Raw genomic sequence first — 23,820 nt, forward strand, 5'->3', positions numbered from 1 at the left:
GCGCAACTTTGCAGGGACTCGCGGCGAGGATCACGGCTAAGCTGCGCGCACAGCAAGGAGAGGTTCGAACATGCGCGTCGGTGTGCCCAAGGAGATCAAGAACCACGAATATCGCGTCGGCCTGACGCCGCCCTCGGTCGCGGAGCTCGTTGCGGCGGGGCATGAGGTGATCGTCGAGACGACCGCCGGCGGCGGGATCGATTTCGAGGATCAGGATTATGTCGACGCAGGCGCGCGAATCGTGCCGACCGCGGCGGACGTCTTCGCCCAGGCCGACATGATCGTGAAGGTGAAGGAGCCGCAGCCGCAGGAGATCGCGATGATCGAATCGCGGCACACGCTGTTCACTTACCTCCACCTCGCCGCCGATCGCCCGCAGACCGAGGGGCTGGTGAAGTCCGGCGCCACCTGCATCGCCTATGAAACGGTGACCGGCGCACGCGGCGGCCTGCCGCTGCTCAAGCCGATGAGCGAAGTCGCCGGGCGCATGTCGGTGCAGGTCGGCGCGCATTATCTGGAGAAGGAACAGGGCGGTCGCGGCGTGCTGCTGGGCGGCGTGCCCGGCGTGGCGCCTGCGCGCGTCGCAATTTTGGGCGGTGGCGTCGCAGGAGTGAACGCGGCGCAGATGGCGGTCGGCATGCGCGCCGACGTGACCATCTACGACATCAACAACGACCGTCTCGCCGAGCTCGACATGTTCTTTTCGAGCCAGATCAAGACCGCCTATGCGAGCAAGGCGGCGATCGAGGCGGCGGTCGCCAAGGCGCATCTGGTGATCGGCGCGGTGCTGGTGCCGGGCGCGGCGGCTCCCAAGCTGGTGACGCGCGACATGCTCAAGACGATGAAGCGCGGCAGCGTGCTGGTCGATATCGCCATCGATCAGGGCGGATGTTTCGAAACGTCGAAGGCGACCACGCACGACGATCCGGTCTATGAGATCGACGGCGTGACGCATTATTGCGTCGCGAACATGCCCGGTGCAGTCGCGCGTACGTCCGCCTTCGCGCTCAACAACGCGACGTTGCCCTTCGTGCTGGCGATTGCCAACAAGGGCGCGGCGCGGGCGATGGCCGAGGACGGCCACCTCGCCAATGGCCTGAACGTCTCAGACGGCAAGATCCGCCACGCCGCAGTCGCCGAGGCGTTCGGCATGGAATATGAGGCCTGGAACGGAACACACTGAGAACATTGCGCGTTCGGCCATCGACGACATTCTGAAGAGGAACGACGATGGCCGACGGCAATCCCAAGGCGGAGCCCTTCTCGAACGCCGAGAAGGATCCCGAGGACTGGACCACCGGCGACGAGCCGATGACGGGCGCCCAAGCCTCCTATCTCAAGACACTGAGCGAAGAGGCCGGCGAACCGTTCGACGAGACGCTGTCGAAGGCGGAGGCATCGAAGCGGATCGATGCGCTGCAGGAAAAGACCGGGCGTGGCTCGGACGGCTGAGGTCGGGTTCGCTGTTAGCGCGCCTGCGGCGACTCTGCCGTGGGTGCCTCGACCTGCGTGGATTGCTCGAGGAAGCGATCGAGCAGGAAAAGCCGCATCACCAGATCGTTGCGATAGCTGGCATCTTCGGGGGTGAGTTCCACTGCGCGCGCCCACCAGCGCCGTGCACCGGCAAAGTCGCCCGCCCGGACATGGGCGAGCCCGCGATAGAAGGGCGGTCCCGGATGCTCTGGCCACAGTTCGATCGCGCGGTCGAACGCCAGCTCGGCCGGAGGAGAGACATTGTTGCCGTCGCGCTGCGCCAGCGCGAGTCCCAACCCCGCCCAGAGCGAACCGTCCTGCGGCGCGGTCCGCACGGCACCGAGCATCACCGCGGCGGCGTTGTCGTAGTTGCCGCGCCGAGTCATCGCGTCGGCCGCGACGAAATAGCCCCGCGCGAAGGTCGCCTGGCCGTACATCGCGTTGCGCAGTGCGACGAGGTCGGGCTCGACGATGCCGGGCCTGCTGCCTGCATCCTCGACCGTGCTGCCGGCCAGGCCGGGGCTTCCCTGCCAGGCGTAGCCTGCCGCGCCGAGCATCAGCGCCGTCGCCGCGAAGGTCCACAGCCGCCGCGGATAGCCGGCGAGCCACAGGACGACCGCCGCCAGCAGCGCGACCAGCGCGAGCGCAATCCAACCGATCATGACCGGCGCCTCCTGAAGCTCCGCCGCGCGATCAGCACGCCCAGCGCCAGCAATGCCAGCGGTGTGAGCCAGAGCGGCGCTGTCGCCCAGCTCCACGGGGGATCATAGGTCACATAATCGCCGTAGCGCGCGATCAGCCATTCGCGGACGTCGTCGGGCGATTCGCCGGCCGCGATCCGCTCGCGCACCAGCCCGCGCATGTCGCCCGCCATTTCGGCGTCGCTGTCGGCGATCGACTGGCCCTGGCAGACGAGGCAGCGGAGCTCGTTCATCAGCGCCTTTGCCTGCGCCTCCTGCCGCGGATCGGAAAGCTGGCGATAGGCAAATTCGGCCTGAGTGTTCGTCTGTGCCATCGCTGGCGCTATCGCAGCCGCAAGCGCCGCCAGCGGCCCAAGCGTGCGGAAAAGGATGCCGGGCGCCGTCATTCCGCTTTCCGCAGTGCTTCGAGCAGCTCGGGCACGTCCTCGGCGCGAATGTCGCCGATATGCTGCGCCACGATCGTGCCGTTGCCGTCCACGACGAAAGTCTCGGGCACGCCCGACGATCCGAGTGCAAGCTGGATCTCACTCGTCGAGGCGTCGCCGATCGCCGTGTAGGGATCACCGTTGCGCGCCAGGAAGCCGCGCATCGCCTCGGCCGTGTCGCGCACGGCGATGCCCTGGATCTCGACGCCCGCTTGCTTGAGCGCCATCAGCTGCGGCGCCTCGGCGATGCACGGCGCGCACCAGCTGGCGAAGATGTTGAGCAGCCGGGGCTTGCCGTCGGCAAATTGCGCGGACGAGACCCCCGGCCGGCCTGCGAGCAACGGCTCGAGCGCGAATTCCGGCAGCGGCTGCCCCACCATCCGCGATGCCACCGCCCGGTCGGCAGGCGACAACAGCCCGCTCCAGACGAGAGCGAGCAATGCCACGAATGCCGCCAGCGGCAGCCAGAGCAAGACGCGTCTCATTCCGAGTCTCCGTCCCGTTCGCGGCGCCAGTCGCGGCGCACCCGGCCGAGCAGCGACAGCGCGCCGCCCAGTGCGATCAGCCCGCCGCCGGCCCAGATCAGCGTGACGAACGGCTTCCACCACAGCCGCAACTGCCAGCGCCCCTGCTCCGCCGATCCGCCGAGCACGCCATAGAGCTGCCCGTTCCACAGCGTCGCGATCGACGCTTCGCTGGTCGTCGTCACCGGGGCGGAGAAAAAGCGCTGCTGCGGCGTCAGCTGGAAGAGCACGTCGCCGCCGCGGTCGACGTTCAGCCGTGCCTCGACCGCCGACCAATTCTCGCCGAGTGCCGGACGCACTTCCATCAGCCGCACACGGAACGGCCCGACCTCAACCGCGTCGCCGACCCGCACCGCCGCCAGTCGCTCCTGCGTGAACGCGGTGTCGCTGGCCATGCCCACGATCGCGACCGCCACGCCGAGGTGACCGATCACCATGCCCCAGGTGAAGAGCGGCGTGCGCCGCAGGTTGCGCTTCCACAGGGGTGCGACGCTCGCCACCGCAAGCCCCGCCGCCAGCGCAATGCCGAGCAGCGGCATGATCCCGGTTGCCGGAGCCGCCAGCAGCACGGCCGCCAGCGCCAGGACGGCCGCGGCGATCGCCGGCAGCATCCGCCACGCGAGCGCACGCGAACTGTCGCGCCGCCAGCGCAGCAGCGGCCCCGCCGCGGTCGCTGCGACCAGCGCCAGAGCGATCGGCCCGGCGGTCTTGTTGAAGAAGGGCGGCCCCACCGACAGCTGCTCCCCCAGTGCCTGGGCGACGAGCGGATAGAGCGTGCCGATCAGCACGATGCCGAGGATCACCGAAAGCAGGAGGTTGTTGAGGATCAGCGCGCCCTCGCGGCTCACCGGCTCGAAGGTGGCGCCCGCTTTCACGGTCCCGATCCGAGCCCCGAACAGCGCGAGCGCGCCGCCGATGTACAGCGCCAGCAGCACCAGGATGAACGTGCCGCGCTCAGGATCGACCGCAAAGGCGTGCACGCTCGTCAGGATACCCGAACGGACCAGGAAGGTGCCGATCATCGACATCGAGAAGGCGACCACCGCCAGCATCACCGTCCAGGCACGCAGTCCATCGCGAGTCGCCAGCACCGTCACCGAATGGAGCAGCGCAGTCGCCGCGAGCCAGGGCATCAGCGACGCGTTCTCCACCGGGTCCCAGAACCACCAGCCGCCCCAGCCGAGCTCGTAATAGGCCCAGTAGCTGCCGGCGGTGATGCCGATGGTGAGGAAGATCCAGGCCGCCAGCACCCAGGGCCGCATCGCCCGCGCGAACGCCGGCCCCACATCGCGAGTCACCAGCGCTCCGACCGCGAAGGAAAAGGCGACCGACAGCCCGACATAGCCGAAGTAGAGCGTGGGCGGATGAAAGGCGAGGCCGGGATCCTGCAGCAAGGGATTGAGCCCCAGCCCCTGCGGCGCCGCCGGGTCGAGCCGCGCGAACGGATTGGAGGCCCAGAGCAGGAACGCATAGAAGCCGAGTGCGATCAGCGCCTGTGCGCCCAGCGTGGCGGCCAGCGTGCGCGCCTCCAGCCGCCGCTCGATCAGGCCGATCGCCGCCCCGGCAAGGCCGAGCACCGTCACCCACAACAGCATCGAGCCTTCGTGATTTCCCCAGGCGCCGGCGATCTTGTAGAGCAGCGGCTTGGCCGAGTGGCTGTTCATCGCGACCAGCAGCACCGACATGTCGGACCGCACGAACAGCGCGATCAGGACGAGGAAAGCGAGCAGCCCGAGCAGCCCCTGCACGATCGCTACCCGGCGAGTCGCGAGCAGGAAGAGCCCGCCCATATCGCCGCCCTGACGCGAGGAGGCGACGCCCGCCCAGGCCAGTGCGAACTGGAGCAGCCCCATGGCCGCCGCGAGCCAGAGGGCGGCGAGCCCCGCTTCGGCGATCATTGCTCGATCGCGTCCATCTTGCCGGCCAGTTCGGGCGGCATGTAGCGCTCGTCATGCTTAGCGAGGAGATTGTCGGCGGCGAAGCTTCCGTCCGCCAGGAACCGGCCCTCGGCAACGACGCCCGATCCTTCGCGGAAGAGGTCCGGCGCAACGCCAGTGAACGCCACCGGCACCTGCGCCACGCCATCGGTGACGACGAAGCGGATCGAGACGCCGTCGGACTGGCGCTCGATCGATCCGTCCTCGACCATTCCGCCCAGCCGCACCGCGCGGTCGGTAGGCGGCGCCTTCGCCGCGACGTCGGCGGGCGCATAGAAAAAGGCGGCTTCGTCGCGCAACGCGGAGAGCGCGAGCCCGCTCGCCCCGCCCACCGCGCATAGCGCGAGCAGCCCGAGCACGAGCCGCTGATGCTTCGCCTTCATGGCCGTTTCCTCAACGATTCGGCGGCCGCTTCGGCACGGCGCATCGCGCGCCAGCTGAGCAGCGCGAGCAGCGCGGCGCCGCCGATAGTGACCGCATAGGCGGCGATGACGAAGGGCCAGGGGTTCATCCGCGCGCCATCCGCTTCATTCGAGCCTCTACTTTCGCCTGCGCCAGCATGGCGCGCATCCGCATCAGCACCACGCCGCCGAAGAACAGACTGAATCCCGCCAGGGTGAACCAGAGCGGCCACAGCATCGAATCGTCGATGGTGGTGCGCGTCAGACCGATGCTCTGCCCCTGGTGCAGCGTGTTCCACCACACCACCGAATAGCGGATGATCGGCAGCAGCACCGTGCCGGCGATGCCGAACAGCGCGGGAACCCGTCCGTCGCCGCCGCGCTCGGCATCGGCGCGCGCGAGCGCGATATAGGCGAGATACACGAAGAACAGCAGCAGCATGCTGGTGAGCCGCCCGTCCCATTCCCACCAGGTGCCCCAGGTCGGGCGGCCCCAGATCGATCCGGTCGCGAGACAGATCGCCGCGAACAGCGCGCCCGCAGGCGCGATCGCCCGCCCCGCCACCGCCGCCAGCGGATGCCGCCAGACGAGATAGACGAGGCTCGCGATCGCGATGCCACTCCACCCGCCCATCGCCAGCCACGCCGCCGGCACATGGATGTAGAGAATGCGCACCGTCTCGCCCTGGAGATAATCGGCCGGCGTTTGCGTGAGCCCCGCCCAGCCGCCGAACAGCGCAAGCGCCACCCCCGCCCAGAACAGGATGGGCGTCAGCGGTCGCGCGAGCTTCAGAAAGCGCGTTGGATTGGCGAGTGCGTGGATCACGATACTGGGCGCCCAATAGCCGGGTTCGTCACCGGAATCCATGTCGGGGGTTTTGCGGATCGACGATCGGCGCGAAATCGCACGACGGCGCCCCCCGAGGCGCCGACGATGGGGCGTTCACCTTCTTGAGTGACGGTCTCGAAAGGTCGCTCGCCGATGCTGCGCATCCAGCTGCGGGGCGCAAAAAAAGACCATGTCCGAACATCTTCCGATCGAGCGGCGGCACGACGCGCGGTTTGCGCTAAAGGCCGCGGTGTCGATGCGCCTCCCCGGCGAACCGCGCACTCCGGGCCGGCTGCTCGATATTTCGCGGACCGGTTGCCGGCTGATGACTCACCGGCCGCTCGCGACCGGTACCGGCTTCTGGCTGATGGTCGGCAACCTCGAACCTCGCTTCTGCCACATCGTCTGGGCCCATGAGCGGTTCGCGGGTGCGCGCTTCGCCGTCGAGCTGGAGGCGCCGGCGCTCAAGCGGCTCACCGAAGAGTTCAGCCCGCTCAGCGAGCGCGATGCCGCCGAACTGCAAGCGCTGTCGGCGAAATGCAGCCAGCTCGCCCGTTCGGCGACCGGAGGCAGCGCGGCCGATCATCTCGCGACGTTGGCGGACGATTGCGAGGCGGAGGCGATCGCCTTCGCCGCCGCGCGGCAGCGCGAGCGAGTCGAGGAGCTGTTGAAGCGGCTTTCGGTCGCCGGCGACTGACACCGCAAGCCGGTCAACCGGCTCCGGCCACGGGTCAGCCCCGGCCGATGATCCGCTGCGCGATCCGGTCGGCGACTTCGCTCTCGGGATCGCCGGTGCGCTCGCTCTCGTCCCACACTTCGGTCAGCCGCTCGGGAATGCGGGCGATCCGCGCCTCGACCTCCGCCCGGTCCCCCTGCCCCAGATATTCGAGGCCGACATTGATGATGCCGCCCGCATTGATGACATAGTCGGGCGCATAGAGGATGCCGCGCGCGTGCAGCCGGCGTCCGTCGACGCGAGTCGCGAGCTGATTGTTCGCGCCGCCCGCGACGACCTGGCACTGGAGCGCCGCGATCGAGCTTTCGGTCAGCACCGCGCCGAGCGCGTTCGGGCTGACGATATCGGCCTTCATCGTAAGGATTGCGTCCGCCGCCGCGGTTTCCGCCCCCAGCTCTGCAGCGAGCGCCGCCGCCTTCTCCGAATTCACGTCGGCGATCGTCAGCTTCGCGCCGTCCTTCGCGAGCAGCCGTGCGAGCCCGCCGCCGACGCTGCCGACGCCCTGAATCGCCACATGCACGCCCTCCATCGTCGAAACGCCCAGCGCACGCTGCGCAGCCGCCTTGACGCCCAGATAGACGCCCATCGCCGTGAATGGGCCCGGATCGCCGCCCGCGCTGCCCGCCTCGACCGGAAGCCCCGAGACGTGCCGCGTCATCGTCGCGATCACCTTCATCCGCGCTTCGGACATGCCGACGTCTTCGGCGGTCACATAGCGGCCGCAGAGCGATTCGACGGCGCGGCCGAACGCCTCGAGCTGCGCGCTCGTGATCTCGCCGCCGGCCTTGTCGGCCAGTACCACGCCCTTGCCGCCGCCCATCGGCAGCCCGGCCATCGCATTCTTGTAGCTCATCCCGCGCGAGAGCCGCAGCGCATCGGTGATCGCCGCGGCGCTGTCGGCATAGTGCCAATAGCGCACGCCGCCCGCCGCCGGCCCCAGCGCCGTCGAGTGCACCGCGATCACGGCGCGCAGGCCCGATGCGGGATCCGTGAAGAGGTGCAGGCCCTCATGATCGTCGAAGTCGGGGAAACCCCAGTCGGTGGTCACGCTATACGGTCCGGGCTGCTGCAGAGAAAATGGGGCGACCGACGGGACTTGAACCCGCAACTTCCGGCATCACAAGCCGGCGCTCTGACCAATTGAACTACGGTCGCCGTGGAGGATGCGCGCTTAGCGGGCGCATGGCCGAGGCGTCAAGCGCGTCTCCCGCGCTGATGTGGGGATGCACCGTGTCGACATCAACAGATCGGCACGAGCGCCTCGCCGCGCGAGATGCGGACTGCCTCTTCAGGTGTCGTCACCCCTTCGCGGACCAGCGCCCGCGCCGCCGATCCGAGATTCGGCGCGTTGAGGAAGGCATGGCGCGACAGGATCGCCGCATCGCCGCCATCCTGAATCAGCCGGCGCAGCGGCGGATCGGCCTCGATTGCCTCGAACACGCCGGTGAGACCGGAATAGCCGGTTCCCTCGCAACACGCGCAGCCCACCGCCGAATAGACGATTGCACCTGGGTCGAAGCCCAGGAGCGCGGAGGTCGAGCCCTGTGCCTGCACCGGCTCGCGGCAGGCGTCGCACAGGCGCCGCACCAGCCGCTGCGCCAGCACGATCGTGAGCGCCGAGGCGAGCGGAAACGGTTCGCCGGTGCTGGCGCGCAACGCCAGTATCGCCTCCACTGCGTCGCCGCTTGCGACGCTCGCCACCACGAGCCGTCCAGCCAGCGCCGCCTGCACGGCCACCAGAACCGATGCCCGATCGTCGAGATTCTCGACCACCACCACGTCCGGATCCTGCGGAAGCAGCGCCCGCAGCCGCCCGGCGGTGTCTCCGGCCGCCGCGATCTGACTGACCCCCTCGAGCGCGGGTGCGAAATTTTCCTCGATCGCAACGACGTCGCGAGCGCTCCGGTCCAGGCTCTGCAGCATTGCACGCAAGGTGGTGCTTCGGCCCGAACCTGCCGGTCCGCTCACGATCACCAGGCCCGCGCGGCGATCCAGCGCAGCGGCGATCCGTCCCGCCTGCGCCGGCGGCATGCCGAGCGCAACCAATGGCCTGCCTCGGGCATTCGCCCCGGCGCCCTCGAGCCGCAGGACGATGCGCTCTCCGGTGCGGACGCGAAGCGCCGTGACGGCCGCCTCCGGCAGGTCGGATCGTGCCGAGCAACAAATGTGGCCCCGTCGGGTGCCGTTCAGATCGGGCTCGAATCTCGCCATCATGTCGAGGTCGCGGACCAGCGCATCGCCTTCGGCCGGCCCAAGCCGGAGCACTTCGACGAGAAGGCCAGACGCACGCACGCGCACCGCCAGCGCATCCTCCTGCGGCTCCAGATGAACATGCGTGGCGCCGCGCCGCGCAGCATCGGCCAGCAGCGCGACGAGCAAGCCCTCAGCCTCGGCCATTCCGGCCGAGGCACAGTTCAGCGGCGCGAACTGCGGCATCGCGCCCGAAGGAGCGTCGAGCCATGTGTCGGCGCGCTCGGGCGCCTCGGCTTCCCCTTGCATCGCGTTCCCCTTTTCACCGCTCGAATCCGGGCGATGTGACCCTTGTCTTACGAGGAGGCTACAACCGTGTGACAAAAACGATACGGCGGACACGGGTAGCGCCGGACGGCAGGATTTGGCAGAATCAAGTCATGCTCGAAACAGCCGCAGCGCCCGATTCCGCGACACGCCCCAACTTCGGCTCGGGCTATCCGCAGGAGCCGGTCGTCGCCCATCTGACCGCACGACCTGGCGTGCAGCGCGTTCCGAATCCGAAACTGACTCTGTTCATCGCCAAGCGCTTCCTGGATGCCCGGCTGTGCGCCGAGATCATGCGCCAGATAGACGCGCAGCGCCGCCCCTCGACCATCTCCGATCCGAACGGCGACGACCGTTTTCGCACCAGCGAAACCTGCGATCTCGATTCCGGCGACCCGCACGTCGGCGAAGTCGAACGTCGAATCCTGGAATTCATCGGGCTCGACGGCGCGCATGGCGAACCGATCCAGGGCCAGCGCTATGCGGTCGGCCAGGAATTCAAGGCGCACACCGACTATTTCGAGCCGGCCGGCGTCGATTTCGAACGTTTCTGCAGCGTTGCGGGCCAGCGCACCTGGACCGTGATGCTCTATCTCAACGAGCCCGATGCCGGGGGCGCCACGCGCTTCAAGGCGATCGACAAAACGGTGCAGCCGGAAACGGGGAAGCTGCTCGCCTGGAACAATCTGCGGCCGAACGGTACGCCGAATCCTTCGACGCTCCACCACGCGATGAAGGTGCGCGCGGGCACGAAATACGTGATCACCAAGTGGTTTCGTGAGCGCCCCTGGTCCTGAGCGCCCGAAGCGCCGCGGCGTCCGTTCCCCGCCCGGAGTCAAAAAGAAGGGGCTCCGGACATGCGTCCGGAGCCCCCCTCCCCCTCTTGGTACCGTCGCTCAGAAGGTCGTGCTGACCCCAAGCGAGAAGACGCGGCCGAGCCGATAGGTGTTCGTCTCCACCCGTCCGGCGTCGCCGAAATCCTGGAACTCCTCAAAGTCCTCGCCGGTCAGGTTGCGCGCCTCGAACTTGATCTCGAACGAGCCGCCCAGCACTTCGAAGCCCTGGCGCGCAACGAGATCGAGCCGAAGCCCGGGGCGCTCCGTCACCGGCGGCAACGACCCGCCACCGTTCTGCACGCCGCGGGCGACGATGCGGTCGCTCGCATAGTTGAAGAGCAGCGTCAGCTGCGACAGCGTGTCGGTATCCTCGATGCCGACCTGCACGTTCACCAGATGCTCGGACTGGCCGACGAGCGGCAGGCCCGAAGCGAACACCTGGCTCGCCGGAACGAAGTTGGCGGGCGTGATCGGATCGCGCACCTGCCCGTCGGTCAGCACTTCGGACTGGCTGTAGGTGTAGTTACCGATCAGCAGCAGGCGACGCGAGGCGAAGAAATCGCCTACGAAGTCGAGCGGAACATATTTCTGCAACTCGAACTCGACGCCATAGAGTTCGGCCCGCGGCGCATTGGTGAAGTTGGTTTGAAGGCCGCTGCTCCCCGGCAGGAAGTAGGTGACCGTCTCGATCGGGTTTTCGATATCCTTGTAGAAACCGGCCACCAGAACGCGCTCGTTGTTTCCGAAATACCATTCGTAGCGGGCTTCGAGGTTCCAGATCTCCGTGTCGACCAGGAAGGGGTTGCCATAGAAGGTGCGGCTGGAGTCGAAGTCCGAATAGAGCTGCGGCGCAAGCTCGCGAAACTGCGGCCGGGCGATCGTCTTCGAACCATGCAGGCGCAGCTGCATGTCTTCCATGAAGTTCCAGGTGATGGTGCTCGCGGGCAGCCAATAGTCGTTCTCGAGAAGCGACGCCGGCTGGTTGTCCGACGGCCGCACCTGTTGCTCGGCCGATTCGTAGCGCACGCCCACCTGGGCGCGCAGCGCGTCCCACAGTTCGGTCTCGGCCTGGACATAGGCGCCGTGGATCCGCAGCATCGCATCATAGGACCGCGCACCGAGCGAGGTCGACAGCGGCCGCAGGATGATGTCGTTCTGGAAGATGCTGGTGTCGGAGATCAGCGCATCGGGCCGCTGCTGCGAAGCGAGAAAGCCGAGGCCACCACCGCCCTCGACTGCATAGTCGAATTCGTAGCGATAGGAGTCGCGCGTGGTGTCGGTGTAGGCATAGCCCGCCGAGAAGGTGATCGGCGTGTCCAGCAGCCACTCATAGGCCAGATCGACGCCGCCGGCCCACACGTCCTCGTTGAGATCGCTAAACACGATCGTCGCGCCCGACGGATTGTTGCCGAGACCGTTGACGAAATCGTCGACGGCGCTGCTGTAGACGTAGGTGAAGGTGCGCTCATAGGGCGAGCTGCGCTGCGTGTTGGCATAGGCGCCGCGCACGTCCACATCGAATTCGCCGAAGTCGAATTCGCCGACCAGCTGGCCAGTGTAGAGCTGGCGCTCAAACCAGTTGGTGTTCTGCACGTTCAGCAGATTGTTGTTCTCATTCTCGCCCTGACCGAGACGGGTCTGCTTCAGCGTGTCGTGGATGTAGAGATTCGTCGCGCGGATGCGGTGGTCGCCGAACTCGAGGCCGAAGCCCAGCAGGCCGTTGACCAGCGCGCGGTGGTCGGTTGTCACCCGCCGGAAATCGCTGCCCAGCGTGGCGATGTCGTCGATCGCCACCTGCTGGATCGCATCGCGCGTGCGCCAGCTGTTGCTGATGCCGGCGCCGGCGATGATGCCGAGCTCGGCGTCGCCGCCCATCGGAACCGTCGTGCCGAAGCTCGCTTCTCCGGAAAAGTTCGGCGGGATGTGCCACTGCGCCTGGACGAGGGTGGTCTCGGCATTCGTCAGCTGGGCAACCTGCGCCGATTCGATCGGAGTCTGGTTCTCACCGGCTCGGATGACGAACTGCGGAACGTCGCGCTCGCCTGAATCGAAGCCGGTCCAGTCGTAGGAGCCGCCGTCGTGGACATAGCCGAGTTCGCTCGTGGTCACCGTGTCGAAGCCGACCGAGGCTCCGATCTGGAAGAACGTCTCGTCGGGAGTCGCGCGGGTCGTCAGATTGATGACGCCGCCACCGAACTCGCCCGGATAGTTGGCGGAGAAGCTCTTCTGCACCAGCGATGAAGCGATGACGTTCGTGGGGAAGATGTCGAGCGGAACGACTCGGCGCAGCGGCTCGGGGCTCGGCAGCGGCAGACCGTTCAGCAGCGAAAGCGAATAGCGGTCGCCAAGACCGCGGACATAGACGAAGCCGTTGCCGACGACGCTCAGGCCGGTCACGCGCTGCAGCGCGCCAGCGATGTCGCCTTCGCCCGTGCGGGCAATGTCGGCGGCGGAAAGCACCGAAACCACCTGTGGCGTGGCGCGCACGACGCTCGGAATGTTGCCGCGCACGACGATGTCGCCGATGTCGCTCGCGCCGGGTGCGGAGATTTCGAGTTCCTCCGCAGGGGCGTCCTGCTCCGGCACGTTCTGCTGGGGCGCGGGATCGACGACGGCACCGGACGGCGGCGCTGCAGGCGCAGGCGCTCCCGACGACTGCGCCAGTGCGGCAGGCGCGACCAGGCACGAGGAGAGGAACAGAAGGCTTCCAAAGGCGAGCTGGTTTTTCATCGGGCTATCCGGTTCGTTTGAGAAAAGGACGGAAAGGGGAAGCGAACGCGAGGCCCGCCTCCCCCGAATTCCAGTCCCGCCTTAGGTGGACGGCAGGGCCGTGCAGTTGCCGCTCGCCGCACCGAAGTTCGCGCGGTTGGAGTTGCAGGTCCAACCCTGGAACCACGTGTCACCCGAGCCGCTGACGGCGCCGATGTAGCTCGTGTTGACGAGGAAGCCGTTGTTGCCCGGGAGCGTCGAGGCGTTCGTCGGGGTAACGCCGGTGGCGCCGCTACCCGGGAAGAAGCCGTTCTGAACGCCGTTGGTACCGCCAGCCACGTTGTTCGCGCTGCTGCCGGCAGTGAGCAGGGCCTCTGCATCGCTTGCCGTGATCGTCACAGCCGAAGCTCCCGAACCACGCGTTCCGGCGATCGCGAACGGCGAGCACTGGAAGAACATCGAGTTGAAGGTCGGCGGACCGGCATCCTGCAGGCCGGCATCGGCCGGACGGACCGTCGACCGGTCAGAGGTGTCGGCGAGCAGCTGGATGCAGGCCTTGGGGCTGACGACGATACCGTTCACGAACGCCGTGTCGGCGCCGCCGCGGAGGCGGATCGCGGCGCCCGGACCAGCCGACGAGCCATAGTGGATCGCCGTGAAGTTCGCGAGCCGGCCATAGGTGCGCGGCAGGCGATCGTTGTTGCCGTTCGAGTCGATCTCGAGGGCATAGGCGTCGTCGTTCGCCGCAGCGATCGTCTGCGCCTGGATCAGCAGCGCGAACTGCACGAAACCGCGCCAGCCCGAGTCATAGTCGAGGCTGTCATCGTCGGCGCCGGTGATCACCAGGTGACGCAGGTTCGACGTGCCGCCGAAGATCTCGATGCCGTCGTCCGAGCTGTTGTGGACCTGAACATGGTCGATCACGGTGCCCGAGCCGGCGCCCGCGAGCGTCAGGCCCTGCAGCTCGTTGCCCGAGATGCCGCCGATGACGGTGCCCGAGTAGCGGATCTGGACGTACTGGAACACGCCCGAGCTGTCGCCCTGCGCGTTACCGCCATAGAGCGCGTTGCCGGTACCCTCGACGGTGGCTTCGCAGGTCGTGCTGGTGCCGCCCGCATCGTTGCCGGTGGCGCAGTCGGCGATCGGCGCGCGGCCGGCCAGGATGATGCCGCCCCACAGACCCTCGGTTTCATCGGTGACGTTGCCGGTCAGGTTTTCCTGCGCGGTGAAGATGATCGGCCGTGCCGCAGTGCCCTGGGCATTGATGGTCGAGCCGCGGTTGACGATCAGATAGTCGGGATCGGTGAGCGTGGTGTTCGCGAAGATCACGGCGCCCGGCTCGATCGTCAGGTTACCGGACTGCCCGGCAGTGCCCGTGGTGCCGCGGTCGATACCCACGTTGACGCGGCCGTTCAGCTCATAGGCGACGCCCGCTGCCGCCGGCAGCGTCGTGTTGGTCACCAGCGCCGGAATACGGCAGACGCGGAAGTTGCCGATCGTGCCGGCGTCGGTGAGTGCCTGGCCCGTGTTGGTCGGGCAGGCTGCGGCCGGACCGGTGGTGGGGGTCGGCGTCGGCGTGGGCGTCGGCGACGGCGCGGGCGCCGGAGCAGGCGTCGGGGCCGGGACGATCACCACGCCTTCGCCGGGCGAGGCGACGCTGGTCGCGCCGTCGCACGCCGAAAGGGCGGCGCCTGCGCAGCTGGTCATCAGAATGAGGCTGAGGCGTTTGAAGCTGGCCATAAATTCTCCGTATCCGGGTCGGTGCCGAGTGGCGGTTTCGCGTGCGATCGGATCGACTCGGTGAACCCCCTGTCGACCTCAGTCGCGGCCCCTACGGATGCGGCGTGACCGCTGGATGCGGTTTTCGAGACTGCTTCGTTGCGTTTTCGCGACGAATTTGTGACGAACGTGACGCCCGCGTGACAGATGCGCCGCCGTGCGTTGCCCCGCCCGCAGCGATCCGGCGATTTCACGGACCTATGGCGTGCCCCGCAGCAGCGTTGCACATGCGCAACAGCAAGTAGGAAAGCGTCGCGGTTGGTTCGGCCAGAGGTCATTGGATCACCCGCTCGTCGCGGGGAACAGCACGCGCTGCATGCGCACGCTCGTCAGCGCGATCGGTACTACGGGCGTACAGCGCAAGCGAAAACGCCCGCCGGAGGATGTCCGGCGGGCGTTTCGAAGATGGTGGGCGCGGCAAGGATTGAACTTGCGACCCCTGCGGTGTGAACACAGTGCTCTACCACTGAGCTACGCGCCCTACCTGCCGCGCGGAAGGCCTTGACCATGCGCGCGGGAGGCGAGCCTCTAGAGAAGCGCCAGGTGCTTGTCCAGCCCCGGCGCAACTCGATCAGTTCACCGAATCCTTCAGGCCCTTGCCGGCCTTGAACTTGGGCTGGTTCGACGCCTTGATCGTCATTTCCTCGCCGGTACGGGGATTACGGCCGGTCGAAGCCTTGCGCTTGCTGACGGAGAAAGTGCCGAAGCCGACCAGACGAACTTCGTCGCCCTTCTTCAGCGCCCCGGAAATCGCGTCGAACACCGCCTCGACGGCCTTGCTCGCATCGCCCTTGCTGAGGCCCGACGTGTCGGCAACCTGCCCGATCAGCTCTTGCTTGTTCATACCTGGGAGTCCCCTGTTGCGTTCGTTTCTGATAAATGAGTCGCGGCATCAGCCGGTGACGCAATAAGGACGTTCGAGTTCGCACTGTCAAAGGATTTCCGCGGTTTTCCGTCGGAAATTTAAGGCCTCTTGCCGCTCCCTCAATGCGGAAGCGGCTCACCGATGCCCTGAACGACCGTCGGCGGATGCGCCGCGAGCTCATCGGCGTCGCTCCAGTCGATCGGAGCGAGCGTCTCGGTGAGTGCCAGGCGCAGCACTTCGTCGACATGGCTGACCGGCACAATTTTGAGCCCCTCCCGGATGTTCGCCGGGATTTCAACGAGATCCTTCTCGTTCTCGGCCGGGATCAGCACGGTCTCGATGCCGCCGCGCAGCGCCGCCAGCAGCTTTTCCTTCAGCCCGCCGATCGGCAGCACGCGGCCGCGCAGCGTTACTTCACCGGTCATCGCGATCTCGCGGCGCACCGGCACGCCGGTGAGCGTCGAAACGATCGACGTTACCAGCCCGATACCCGCCGAAGGGCCGTCCTTGGGCACCGCACCTTCGGGAAGATGGACGTGGACGTCCTTGCGGTGGAACAGGCTGGGCTTGATGCCATAGGTGGGGGCGCGCGCCTTCACGAAGCTGAACGCCGCGTCGACCGATTCCTTCATCACGTCGCCCAGCTTGCCGGTCGTCTTGATGTTGCCCTTGCCGGGTACGGTGACGCTTTCGATCGTCAGCAGCTCGCCGCCCACTTCGGTCCAGGCCAGGCCGGTAACGGCGCCGATCTGATGCTCTTCCTCGGAAAGCCCGAACCGATATTTCCGCACGCCCGCGAACTCGTGCAGATTCTCGGGCGTGACGACGACGCTTTCCGCCTTTCCTTCGAGGATGCGGCGCAGCGCCTTGCGCGCGAGCTTCGCGATCTCGCGCTCGAGCGTGCGGACGCCCGCCTCACGGGTGTAGTAGCGGATCAGGTCGCGCAGCCCTTCCTGCGTCAGCTCGAACTCGCCTTCCTTCAGCCCGTGCGCCTCGACCTGCTTGGCCAGCAGGTGGCGCTCGGCGATCTCGACCTTCTCGTCCTCGGTATAGCCCTCGAGCCGGATGATCTCCATGCGGTCGAGCAGCGGCTGCGGCAGGTTGAGCGTGTTCGCGGTGGTCACGAACATCACGTCCGAGAGATCGATGTCGATCTCGAGATAATGGTCGTTGAACTTGTTGTTCTGCTCGGGATCGAGCACCTCGAGCAGCGCCGAGGCGGGGTCGCCGCGGAAATCCTGACCGAGCTTGTCGATCTCGTCGAGGAGGAACAGCGGATTGCCCGTGCCGGCCTTGCGCAGATTGGTGACGATCTTGCCCGGCAGCGAGCCGATATAGGTGCGGCGGTGGCCGCGGATCTCGGCCTCGTCGCGCACGCCGCCCAGCGACTGGCGCACGAATTCGCGGCCGGTCGCCTTCGCGATCGACTTGCCGAGGCTCGTCTTGCCCACGCCGGGAGGGCCGACGAGGCACAGAATCGGCCCCTTCAGCTTGTTGGTACGCGCCTGGACCGCGAGATATTCGATGATCCGGTCCTTGACCTTCTCGAGCCCATAGTGATCCGCGTCGAGCACTTCCTCGGCCTCGACCAGATCCCTCTTGAGCTTCGACTTCTTGCCCCAGGGCAGCCCCAGCAGCACGTCCAGGTAATTGCGCACCACCGTCGCTTCGGCGCTCATCGGCGCCATCGTCTTGAGCTTCTTGAGCTCCGCCTGCGCCTTGGTGCGGGCTTCCTTGGAAAGCTTGAGCGTGGCGATCTTGTTGGTCAGCTCGGCGATCTCGTCGCCGTCGCCTTCCTCGCCCTCATTGCCCAGCTCGCGCTGGATCGCCTTGAGCTGCTCGTTGAGGTAATATTCGCGCTGGGTCTTTTCCATCTGCCGCTTCACGCGGCTGCGGATCTTCTTCTCCACCTGGAGCACGCCCAGCTCGCCTTCCATGAAGGCGAACACCATCTCCAGCCGCTTCTGCGGATCCTGCTCGACCAGCAGCGCCTGCTTGTCGGATACCTTCACGGCGATGTTCGCCGCGACGGCATCGGCGAGCCGCGACGCATCCTCCAGCTCGGCGAGCTGCACGGCGGTCTCGGCCGGCAGCTTGCGGTTGAGCTTGGCGTAATTTTCGAACTGGTCGATCACCGAGCGCATCAGCGCCTGCACTTCGGCGCCCTCGACCACGACCTCCTCGACCGGACTCACCTCCGCGACGAGATATCCCTCGCGCTCCTCGACGCCGTCGAGCGATCCGCGCTCCTTGCCCGCCACCAGCACTCGAACCGTGCCGTCGGGCAGCTTCAGCAACTGGAGCACCTCGGCCGAAACCCCGGTGTCGTACAGATCCTCGCGGCCCGGATCGTCCTCGGCCGGATCGAGCTGCGCGACCAGGAATATCTCCTTGTCATCGGCCATTGCCGCTTCGAGCGCGGCGACCGACTTGTCGCGGCCGACAAACAGCGGCACGATCATGTGCGGAAAGACGACGATATCGCGCAGGGGCAGGACGGGATAGGATTGCTTCATGGATACTCCGACACCGCCCGAGGGGGGCGGCCTACCCTCACTATATGGGAGTTCCGTCGAAGGCATCAATCGCGCGGCAGATTTCGTGTCGCGGCGGGCGCTGCTCGGCGCCGGTCTCACGCTGCCGATGGCCGCGCATGCGGTGCCCCGATCCCGGCAGGAAGGCACCTTGCTCGAGCGGGCGATCGCTGCCCGCGGCGGGCGGGCGCTGATCGAACGGGTGCGGGCGATCGCCTGGACCGGCACCTATGGCTATATGACCGAGAGAGGCCTCAATACCATCGCCGTCCGAACGTCGATCGAGCCGTTCGGACGGATCGAGATCGAAGAGAGATACGAGGGTGAGGCGGAGGTCCTCCACACCATCATCGGCCCCGCAGGCGGCACGGCGGGAGACGGGCGGCGCGAGCCACGGACGCTGAGCGAACAGAAGGTCGCGGCCATTCGTGCAGAATATGGCTTCTATGGCTATCTTTTGCTCGGCCGAAGCGAGACGAGCATCGTCGGCGACCGCCTCCATTCCGAAAAGCCTGGATTTCCGCCGATCGACTTCGAAGTCGCGCCGTCCGGCACAGTGATCGCAGGCTATTATGCCGCGGGCGTGGGCTACGGCGGCGGGCCGCGCCTGCTGCGCTACGGGCTCGAAGGCGAGATCGCCGACCATGGGCTCCGCTGGCCGCGCCGGATAACCGCATCAAACGAGCGGGGGCAGATGGACCACCAGCTCACCCTGGAAACGCTGAGCATCACGCTCGCATGACATCTTCTGGAGAATGACCATTCGTACCGATCTCTTCCGCCGCACCGCATCCGCCGCGCTGCTGCTGCTCGCCAGCACCGCGCCGGCCGCCTACGCCGCCGATCCGGGCCAGCCGCCGCTGACCGAACAGACCGCGCGTTCCGGCGCGCCGCTCGACCCGGCACAGGAAAAGCTGCGGTTCGATTCGGCCGAGCTGTCGTTCGAAGTCTTTCCGGAGCGCGAATCGATCGCCGGTGTGGCGAAGCTGCGCTTCACCGCAACCGATCCGCTCGAGACGCTCGTCGTCGACCTCGATCCCAACCTGCCGGTGTCGGCGATCTCGATCGACGGCACGCCGCTTCCCGAGAGCGCATGGGAGAACCCCGAAGGTCGGCTGTCGATCCGTCTGCCCGCCACCATTCCCGCCGGCCGCGCGTTCGAAGCGACGATCGCCTATGCCGGAACGCCGCACGTCGCGGTGCGCGCGCCCTGGGAAGGCGGCTTCGTCTGGTCGCAGACGCCCGAGGGCAAGCCCTGGGTGGCGACCGCATTCCAGATGCAGGGCTGCGACCTCCTGTGGCCATGCATCGACTATCCGACCTACGAGCCCGATTTCGTCGACCTGCACATCACTGTGCCGGAAGGGCTGAGCGCTCCGGCGAACGGCGTTTTCCGCGGCGTCGAGCGGCTCGCGGACGGGCGCTCGACCTGGAGCTGGCACGCCACCAATCCGACGATCTATGGCATCACGCTGAACGTCGCGCCCTATGAAGAGATTTCGGGCACCTATGCCAGCCGCTTCGGCAACAGCATTCCGATGCATTTCTGGCACCTGCCCGGCCGCGACGAGCGCGCCCGCGAACTGGTCGCCGAGTTCGCACCTACGCTCGACTTCTTCGAAAGCGTGATCGGCCCCTATCCCTTCGCCGACCAGAAGCTGGGCGTCGTCGAAACGCCACATCTCGGCATGGAGCATCAGACGATCAACGCCTATGGCAACGAGTACAAGAAGACGCCCGACGGCTTCGACGAGCTGTTTCAGCATGAATTCGCGCATGAGTGGTTCGCAAACCAGCTGACCGCAGCGAACTGGGACGATTTCTGGCTGCACGAAGGCTTCGGCAGCTACATGCAGCCGCTCTACGGCCAGTGGCGGGAGGGTGACGGCCGCTATCTCTCGATGATGCTGGCGCTGCGCAACGGCATCCGGAACCAGCATCCGATCGTGTCGGGCGAGCCGCAGGACGCAGGCCATGTCTATCGCGGCGACAGCGGGCCGAGCGGCGACATCTACAGCAAAGGCGCCTGGGTGCTCCACACGCTGCGCAACCTGATCGGCGACGAGGCCTTTTTCGATGCCGTGCGCCTGGCGGTATACGGCCGCACCGATCCGCGGCCCGGCAATTTCGAGCCGCTCTATCGCACGACGCCCGAATTCATCGGCTTCGTGAACCAGGAAGCGGGCCGCGACCTGCAATGGTTCTTCGACGTGTACCTCTATGAGGCCGCTCTGCCCGAGCTCGAGCAGAGCCGCGAAAACGGCCGCTTGAACCTGCGTTGGAAGACGCCGAACGACCGCCCCTTCCCGCTGCCGGTCGAAGTCCGCATCGGCGATCGGGTCGAAACAGTCGTGATGGAGGGCAATCGCGGCAGCATCGCCGTGCCCGAAGACGCGCATGTCGTGATCGACCCGATGTCGAAGATCCTGATGCAGTCGGACAGCGTCGACGCCTATCAGCAGTATCTCCTCCGCCGGATGCGGGGAGGCGGGCACTGATGCGCGGCAGGATCGGCACCGCATGGCTCGCGGCGGCGGTGCTGGCGGTTCCCGCTGCGGCGCAGGAGGCGGAAGTGCCGGCGCCACGCCCCGGGGAGCCGCCGATCTCGGCGCAGACGCAACGCTCGGGCGGCGTCCGTCCGGCTGAACAGGCAGGGCTGCGGCTGAAGCACGCCGATCTGGCGCTCGAGCTTTTCCCAGACGCACACCGGATCGCCGGCGTGGCCACGCTCAGGCTCACGAGCGAGCGGCCGGTTTCGCGGCTGCTCATCGATCTCGACACCAACCTGCCGGTATCGGCGGTGTCGATCGATGGCCGTCCGCTCGCCGCCGGAAGCTGGAGCAATGCCGAGGGGCAGCTTTCGATCCCGCTGCGCCGGCCGCTCGCCTCCGGGCGGGAAGTCACCGCGCGCATCGCCTATGCGGGCACGCCGCACGTCGCGGTGCGGGCACCTTGGGACGACGGCATCGTCTGGGCGCGAACGCCGTCGGGTGCGCCCTGGGTCGGCACCACGTCGGAGGGCTTCGGCTGCGACCTCTACTGGCCCTGTCTCGATTTCCCCCGCGGCGAGGCCGAAGCGGTCGACCTCCACATCACCGTTCCGGAAGGGCTGAAGGCGCCCGCCAACGGCGCGCTCCAGGGCGTCGAGACTCTGGCCGACGGCCGCACGACCTGGCACTGGCGATCGCGCAGCCCCAACCCCTATTCGCTGGCGCTTAACGTCGCCCCCTATGCCGAGATTGGAGCGGAGTATCACAGCCGCTTCGGCAACAGCTTCCCGATCCGCTTCTGGCACCTGCCCGAGCATGCGGCGCAGGCCCGGCGGCTGTTCGACGCCGAGTTCGCGCCGACCATCGACTTCTTCGAAACCGTGGTCGGCCCCTACCCCTGGAGCGACGAGAAGCTGGGCGTGGTCGAGACGCCGTACCTCGGCATGGAGCATCAGACGATCAACGCCTATGGCAACGGCTATCGCGCCACGCCGCATGGCTTCGACGATCTGTTCCAGCACGAGCTGGCGCACGAGTGGTTCGGCAATCAGGTGACCGCCGCCAACTGGGACGATTACTGGATCCACGAAGGCTATGCCGCCTATATGCAGCCGCTCTACGGCCGCTGGCGCGAGGGCGACGCGCGCTATGCGGTGATGATGGACGAGTTGCGCCGCGGCATCGCGAACCGCGCCCCGATCGTTTCGGGCGAAGTTCGGACCGAGGAAGAGGTCTATCGCGAGGAGACCGGAGGCCCGGGTGGCGACATCTACAGCAAGGCCGCCTGGGTGCTCCACACGCTGCGCCACACCATCGGCGACGATGCGTTCTGGGAAGCCACGCGCCGGCTGGTCTACGGCCGCCCTGATCCGCAGCCCGGCAATTTCGCGCCGCGCTTCGGCTCGACCGAGGATTATGTCGCGATCGTCAATCAGGTGACGGGCACCGACTATGGCTGGTTCTTCGACGTCTATCTGCGTCAGGCCGAACTGCCCGAGCTGATTTCCGAACGGCGCGGCGACCGGCTGCTGCTCAAATGGCGCGCTCCGGCAAACCTGCCCTTCCCGCTTCCGGTCGAGGTGCAGATCGATGACCGGATCGAGCGGCTGGCGATGACCGGCGGCAGCGGCAGCATCGCCGTGCCCGAAGGCGCTCATGTGGTGATCGATCCGCACGCGAAGCTCTTGCGCCACTCTCCGGCGCTCGAGCGGCTGCGGCAGCAGCGGCAGGCAGGAGGGCAATGATGATGCCGAAGCGCTTCCTACTCCGGCTCGCGCTTGCGGCCGGCTTCGCCTCGACCCTCGCCGTTCCGGCGGCAGCGCAGCAGGTGCGCGAGATTTCGGCGCCGCCCGGCCCCTGGTCCCCGCCTGGCGTGGACGTTCAATTTCCCGAAGCGGCCGGCGAATATCGTCGCGGAACCGTGCGGGCATATGGGGCGGACGATTGGAGCGTCAGCTATGTGCGCCGCGATGCAAACGGATTGGCCGGCTTGGTGAGCGTCTATCTCTATGTGCCGCAGGGCGGTTGCGCCGCCGAGTTCGAAGGCGCCGTCGCGGCGCTTCGGAACGGCCAGCAGGACGCACGGGAAGTCTGGCGGTACAAGGCGCCTGCGCCGGGCGGAGCGCCCGCGGACGCGGCCGATCACGCCCGCTTCACGATGAAGGCGACGGTGGGAGGCGCGCCGACGCCCGTTGTCTCCGACGTGTATGTCTATTGCCCGCAGGGCTCGCGCTGGGCGATCAAATATCGCGCGACCTGGCCTGCCGCCAACGACGAATCGTCTGCCGGGCAAGCCGTGCTCGGCGCGATCGACTGGTCGGGCCTCCGCGCCGACTAGCGCGGCTGCGCCACTTCGATCCGGAACAGCTTCGGCGGGATCGGCATCAGCCAGGCGAGGCTCGCGGCGAATCCCACCTGCCACGGCAGGTGCACGCATTCGAGCCACAGCACCAGATCGTTCGGAGCCATCGTCCGTAGCGCGTTTGTCCAGCGTAATCCCCAGGCCATGCCATAGGCGCCGACCGTGCCGAGCAGCAGCGTCGCGAACGCCGCCTTCCAGACGCTGGCCCGCCGCCGCGGCACCAGCGCCAGGAACGGCAGCACCGCGAAGCTGAGCGTCGCGCCGGTGACGCCGCCGATCGCGCCTGCGAACAGGTTTCGCACGAACTCGCGTCCATCGGGAAAGGGTCGGAAATGCTCGACCGCCCAGGCCCAGGCGACATAGCTGGCGGCGGCATGCGCCAGCGGCACCAGCAGCAGGAAATAGACCAGCCGGCGCAGACGGCCGTTGCGCTTCAGCCGCGCCAGCACGAACGGCAACCCGAACAGCGGCGTCAGCTGCACGCTGGGACCCAGTACCGGCGTGATCGCCAGCTGCGGGTCCGCCCGCACCGCGAAGGGAAGTGCCGCGGCATAGACCAGCGCCCCCAGCAGCAGCCACAGGAACGCGCCGCCGAAGTCGCCGCGATAGTCGGGCCACCGCGACGGCGGCGTCAGCGGCGGTTCGGAGAGGCGGGCGGGCGCAGTCACGGCGCGCATCGTGCCGCGGCTTTGTGGCGGGAGAG

At 67.3% G+C, this 23,820-nt stretch carries 22 protein-coding genes and 2 tRNA genes; 8 read left to right on the plus strand and 16 right to left on the minus strand.

Going from position 1 to position 23,820, the window contains the following annotated elements; all coding sequences use genetic code 11:
• Positions 1–70: 70 nt before the first annotated feature.
• Complete coding sequence (gene ald, locus ACQ450_RS05350; protein ID WP_431470798.1) at positions 71–1,183, plus strand: alanine dehydrogenase; 1,113 nt, start codon at positions 71–73, stop codon at positions 1,181–1,183.
• A gap of 47 nt (positions 1,184–1,230) precedes the next feature.
• Positions 1,231–1,452 (plus strand): DUF3072 domain-containing protein, encoded by a 222-nt coding sequence (locus ACQ450_RS05355; RefSeq protein WP_188055635.1) that lies wholly within the window; start codon positions 1,231–1,233, stop codon positions 1,450–1,452.
• Between the two features lie 14 nt (positions 1,453–1,466).
• On the opposite strand, the gene ACQ450_RS05360 is transcribed toward ACQ450_RS05355, so the two are convergent.
• The 7 genes from ACQ450_RS05360 to ccmC all read right to left on the minus strand — a co-directional run bounded on the left by ACQ450_RS05360 (position 1,467) and on the right by ccmC (position 6,329).
• Positions 1,467–2,135: a tetratricopeptide repeat protein gene (locus tag ACQ450_RS05360; protein ID WP_188055636.1), complete on the minus strand. Its 669-nt coding sequence runs from the start codon at positions 2,133–2,135 to the stop codon at positions 1,467–1,469.
• Complete coding sequence (locus ACQ450_RS05365) at positions 2,132–2,488, minus strand: cytochrome c-type biogenesis protein (protein WP_431470799.1); 357 nt, start codon at positions 2,486–2,488, stop codon at positions 2,132–2,134. Before ACQ450_RS05365 ends, ACQ450_RS05360 begins: the two co-directional genes overlap by 4 nt.
• A gap of 68 nt (positions 2,489–2,556) precedes the next feature.
• On the minus strand, positions 2,557–3,084 hold the full coding sequence (locus tag ACQ450_RS05370) for a redoxin family protein (protein ID WP_431470800.1): 528 nt from the start codon (positions 3,082–3,084) through the stop codon (positions 2,557–2,559).
• Positions 3,081–5,021, minus strand: coding sequence for a heme lyase CcmF/NrfE family subunit (locus tag ACQ450_RS05375; protein WP_431470801.1), 1,941 nt, complete (start codon positions 5,019–5,021; stop codon positions 3,081–3,083). The genes ACQ450_RS05370 and ACQ450_RS05375 overlap by 4 nt, the downstream gene beginning before the upstream one ends.
• Positions 5,018–5,443, minus strand: a complete 426-nt coding sequence (gene ccmE / locus ACQ450_RS05380; RefSeq protein ID WP_188055644.1) for a cytochrome c maturation protein CcmE — start codon at positions 5,441–5,443, stop codon at positions 5,018–5,020. The genes ACQ450_RS05375 and ccmE overlap by 4 nt, the downstream gene beginning before the upstream one ends.
• Positions 5,440–5,571, minus strand: a complete 132-nt coding sequence (locus ACQ450_RS05385; RefSeq protein WP_262504006.1) for a hypothetical protein — start codon at positions 5,569–5,571, stop codon at positions 5,440–5,442. Before ACQ450_RS05385 ends, ccmE begins: the two co-directional genes overlap by 4 nt.
• Complete coding sequence (ccmC, locus tag ACQ450_RS05390) at positions 5,568–6,329, minus strand: heme ABC transporter permease CcmC (RefSeq protein ID WP_188055646.1); 762 nt, start codon at positions 6,327–6,329, stop codon at positions 5,568–5,570. The genes ACQ450_RS05385 and ccmC overlap by 4 nt, the downstream gene beginning before the upstream one ends.
• Before the next feature lie 151 nt (positions 6,330–6,480).
• Here ccmC and ACQ450_RS05395 point away from each other — a divergent pair, with 151 nt between their 5' ends.
• On the plus strand, positions 6,481–6,987 hold the full coding sequence (locus tag ACQ450_RS05395; protein ID WP_431470802.1) for a PilZ domain-containing protein: 507 nt from the start codon (positions 6,481–6,483) through the stop codon (positions 6,985–6,987).
• Positions 6,988–7,021: 34 nt separating this feature from the next.
• Here ACQ450_RS05395 and ACQ450_RS05400 read toward each other — a convergent pair whose 3' ends face one another.
• The 3 genes from ACQ450_RS05400 to ACQ450_RS05410 form a co-directional block, all read right to left on the minus strand.
• Positions 7,022–8,074, minus strand: coding sequence for a Glu/Leu/Phe/Val family dehydrogenase (locus ACQ450_RS05400; RefSeq protein ID WP_431470803.1), 1,053 nt, complete (start codon positions 8,072–8,074; stop codon positions 7,022–7,024).
• A 30-nt stretch (positions 8,075–8,104) separates the two neighbouring features.
• Positions 8,105–8,181: transfer RNA gene (locus tag ACQ450_RS05405), tRNA-His, on the minus strand.
• An 84-nt stretch (positions 8,182–8,265) separates the two neighbouring features.
• Entirely contained in the window at positions 8,266–9,525 is a 1,260-nt protein-coding gene (locus ACQ450_RS05410; protein WP_431470804.1) for a GspE/PulE family protein, read from the minus strand.
• 131 nt (positions 9,526–9,656) lie between these two features.
• Here ACQ450_RS05410 and ACQ450_RS05415 point away from each other — a divergent pair, with 131 nt between their 5' ends.
• Positions 9,657–10,340, plus strand: coding sequence for a prolyl hydroxylase family protein (locus ACQ450_RS05415; protein ID WP_431470805.1), 684 nt, complete (start codon positions 9,657–9,659; stop codon positions 10,338–10,340).
• A gap of 99 nt (positions 10,341–10,439) precedes the next feature.
• Here the strand turns inward: ACQ450_RS05415 and ACQ450_RS05420 are convergent, their stop codons facing one another.
• From ACQ450_RS05420 to lon, 5 genes are all read right to left on the minus strand, one after another.
• Entirely contained in the window at positions 10,440–13,109 is a 2,670-nt protein-coding gene (locus ACQ450_RS05420) for an outer membrane beta-barrel protein (RefSeq protein ID WP_431470806.1), read from the minus strand.
• A gap of 81 nt (positions 13,110–13,190) precedes the next feature.
• The gene (locus tag ACQ450_RS05425) at positions 13,191–14,828 is read right to left on the minus strand and encodes a hypothetical protein (protein WP_431470807.1); all 1,638 of its coding nucleotides are present in this window, start codon (positions 14,826–14,828) and stop codon (positions 13,191–13,193) included.
• A gap of 445 nt (positions 14,829–15,273) precedes the next feature.
• Positions 15,274–15,348 (minus strand) — tRNA-Val (locus ACQ450_RS05430).
• Between the two features lie 90 nt (positions 15,349–15,438).
• A complete protein-coding gene (locus ACQ450_RS05435; RefSeq protein ID WP_188055660.1) occupies positions 15,439–15,711 on the minus strand; it encodes an HU family DNA-binding protein in 273 nt (90 codons plus the stop codon).
• A gap of 140 nt (positions 15,712–15,851) precedes the next feature.
• Positions 15,852–18,248 carry an endopeptidase La gene (gene lon / locus ACQ450_RS05440; RefSeq protein WP_431470808.1) on the minus strand — a complete coding sequence of 799 codons (2,397 nt, stop codon included), beginning with the start codon at positions 18,246–18,248 and terminating at the stop codon, positions 15,852–15,854.
• Between lon and ACQ450_RS05445 the strand changes: the two genes are divergently transcribed.
• The 4 genes from ACQ450_RS05445 to ACQ450_RS05460 are packed head-to-tail and all read left to right on the plus strand — an operon-like array spanning position 18,247 to position 23,093.
• On the plus strand, positions 18,247–19,008 hold the full coding sequence (locus tag ACQ450_RS05445) for a hypothetical protein (RefSeq protein ID WP_431470809.1): 762 nt from the start codon (positions 18,247–18,249) through the stop codon (positions 19,006–19,008). The genes lon and ACQ450_RS05445 overlap by 2 nt on opposite strands.
• A gap of 13 nt (positions 19,009–19,021) precedes the next feature.
• Complete coding sequence (locus ACQ450_RS05450; RefSeq protein ID WP_431470810.1) at positions 19,022–20,764, plus strand: M1 family metallopeptidase; 1,743 nt, start codon at positions 19,022–19,024, stop codon at positions 20,762–20,764.
• Complete coding sequence (locus tag ACQ450_RS05455) at positions 20,764–22,500, plus strand: M1 family metallopeptidase (protein ID WP_431470811.1); 1,737 nt, start codon at positions 20,764–20,766, stop codon at positions 22,498–22,500. Before ACQ450_RS05450 ends, ACQ450_RS05455 begins: the two co-directional genes overlap by 1 nt.
• Positions 22,497–23,093 (plus strand): hypothetical protein, encoded by a 597-nt coding sequence (locus tag ACQ450_RS05460; protein ID WP_431470812.1) that lies wholly within the window; start codon positions 22,497–22,499, stop codon positions 23,091–23,093. The genes ACQ450_RS05455 and ACQ450_RS05460 overlap by 4 nt, the downstream gene beginning before the upstream one ends.
• Here the strand turns inward: ACQ450_RS05460 and ACQ450_RS05465 are convergent.
• Positions 23,090–23,785 (minus strand): hypothetical protein, encoded by a 696-nt coding sequence (locus ACQ450_RS05465; protein ID WP_431470813.1) that lies wholly within the window; start codon positions 23,783–23,785, stop codon positions 23,090–23,092. The genes ACQ450_RS05460 and ACQ450_RS05465 overlap by 4 nt on opposite strands.
• Between the last annotated feature and the right edge of the window lie 35 nt (positions 23,786–23,820).

Origin of the sequence: Sphingosinithalassobacter sp. LHW66-3 (genome assembly GCF_050703275.1) — a bacterium.
Lineage (GTDB): Bacteria > Pseudomonadota > Alphaproteobacteria > Sphingomonadales > Sphingomonadaceae > Sphingomonas.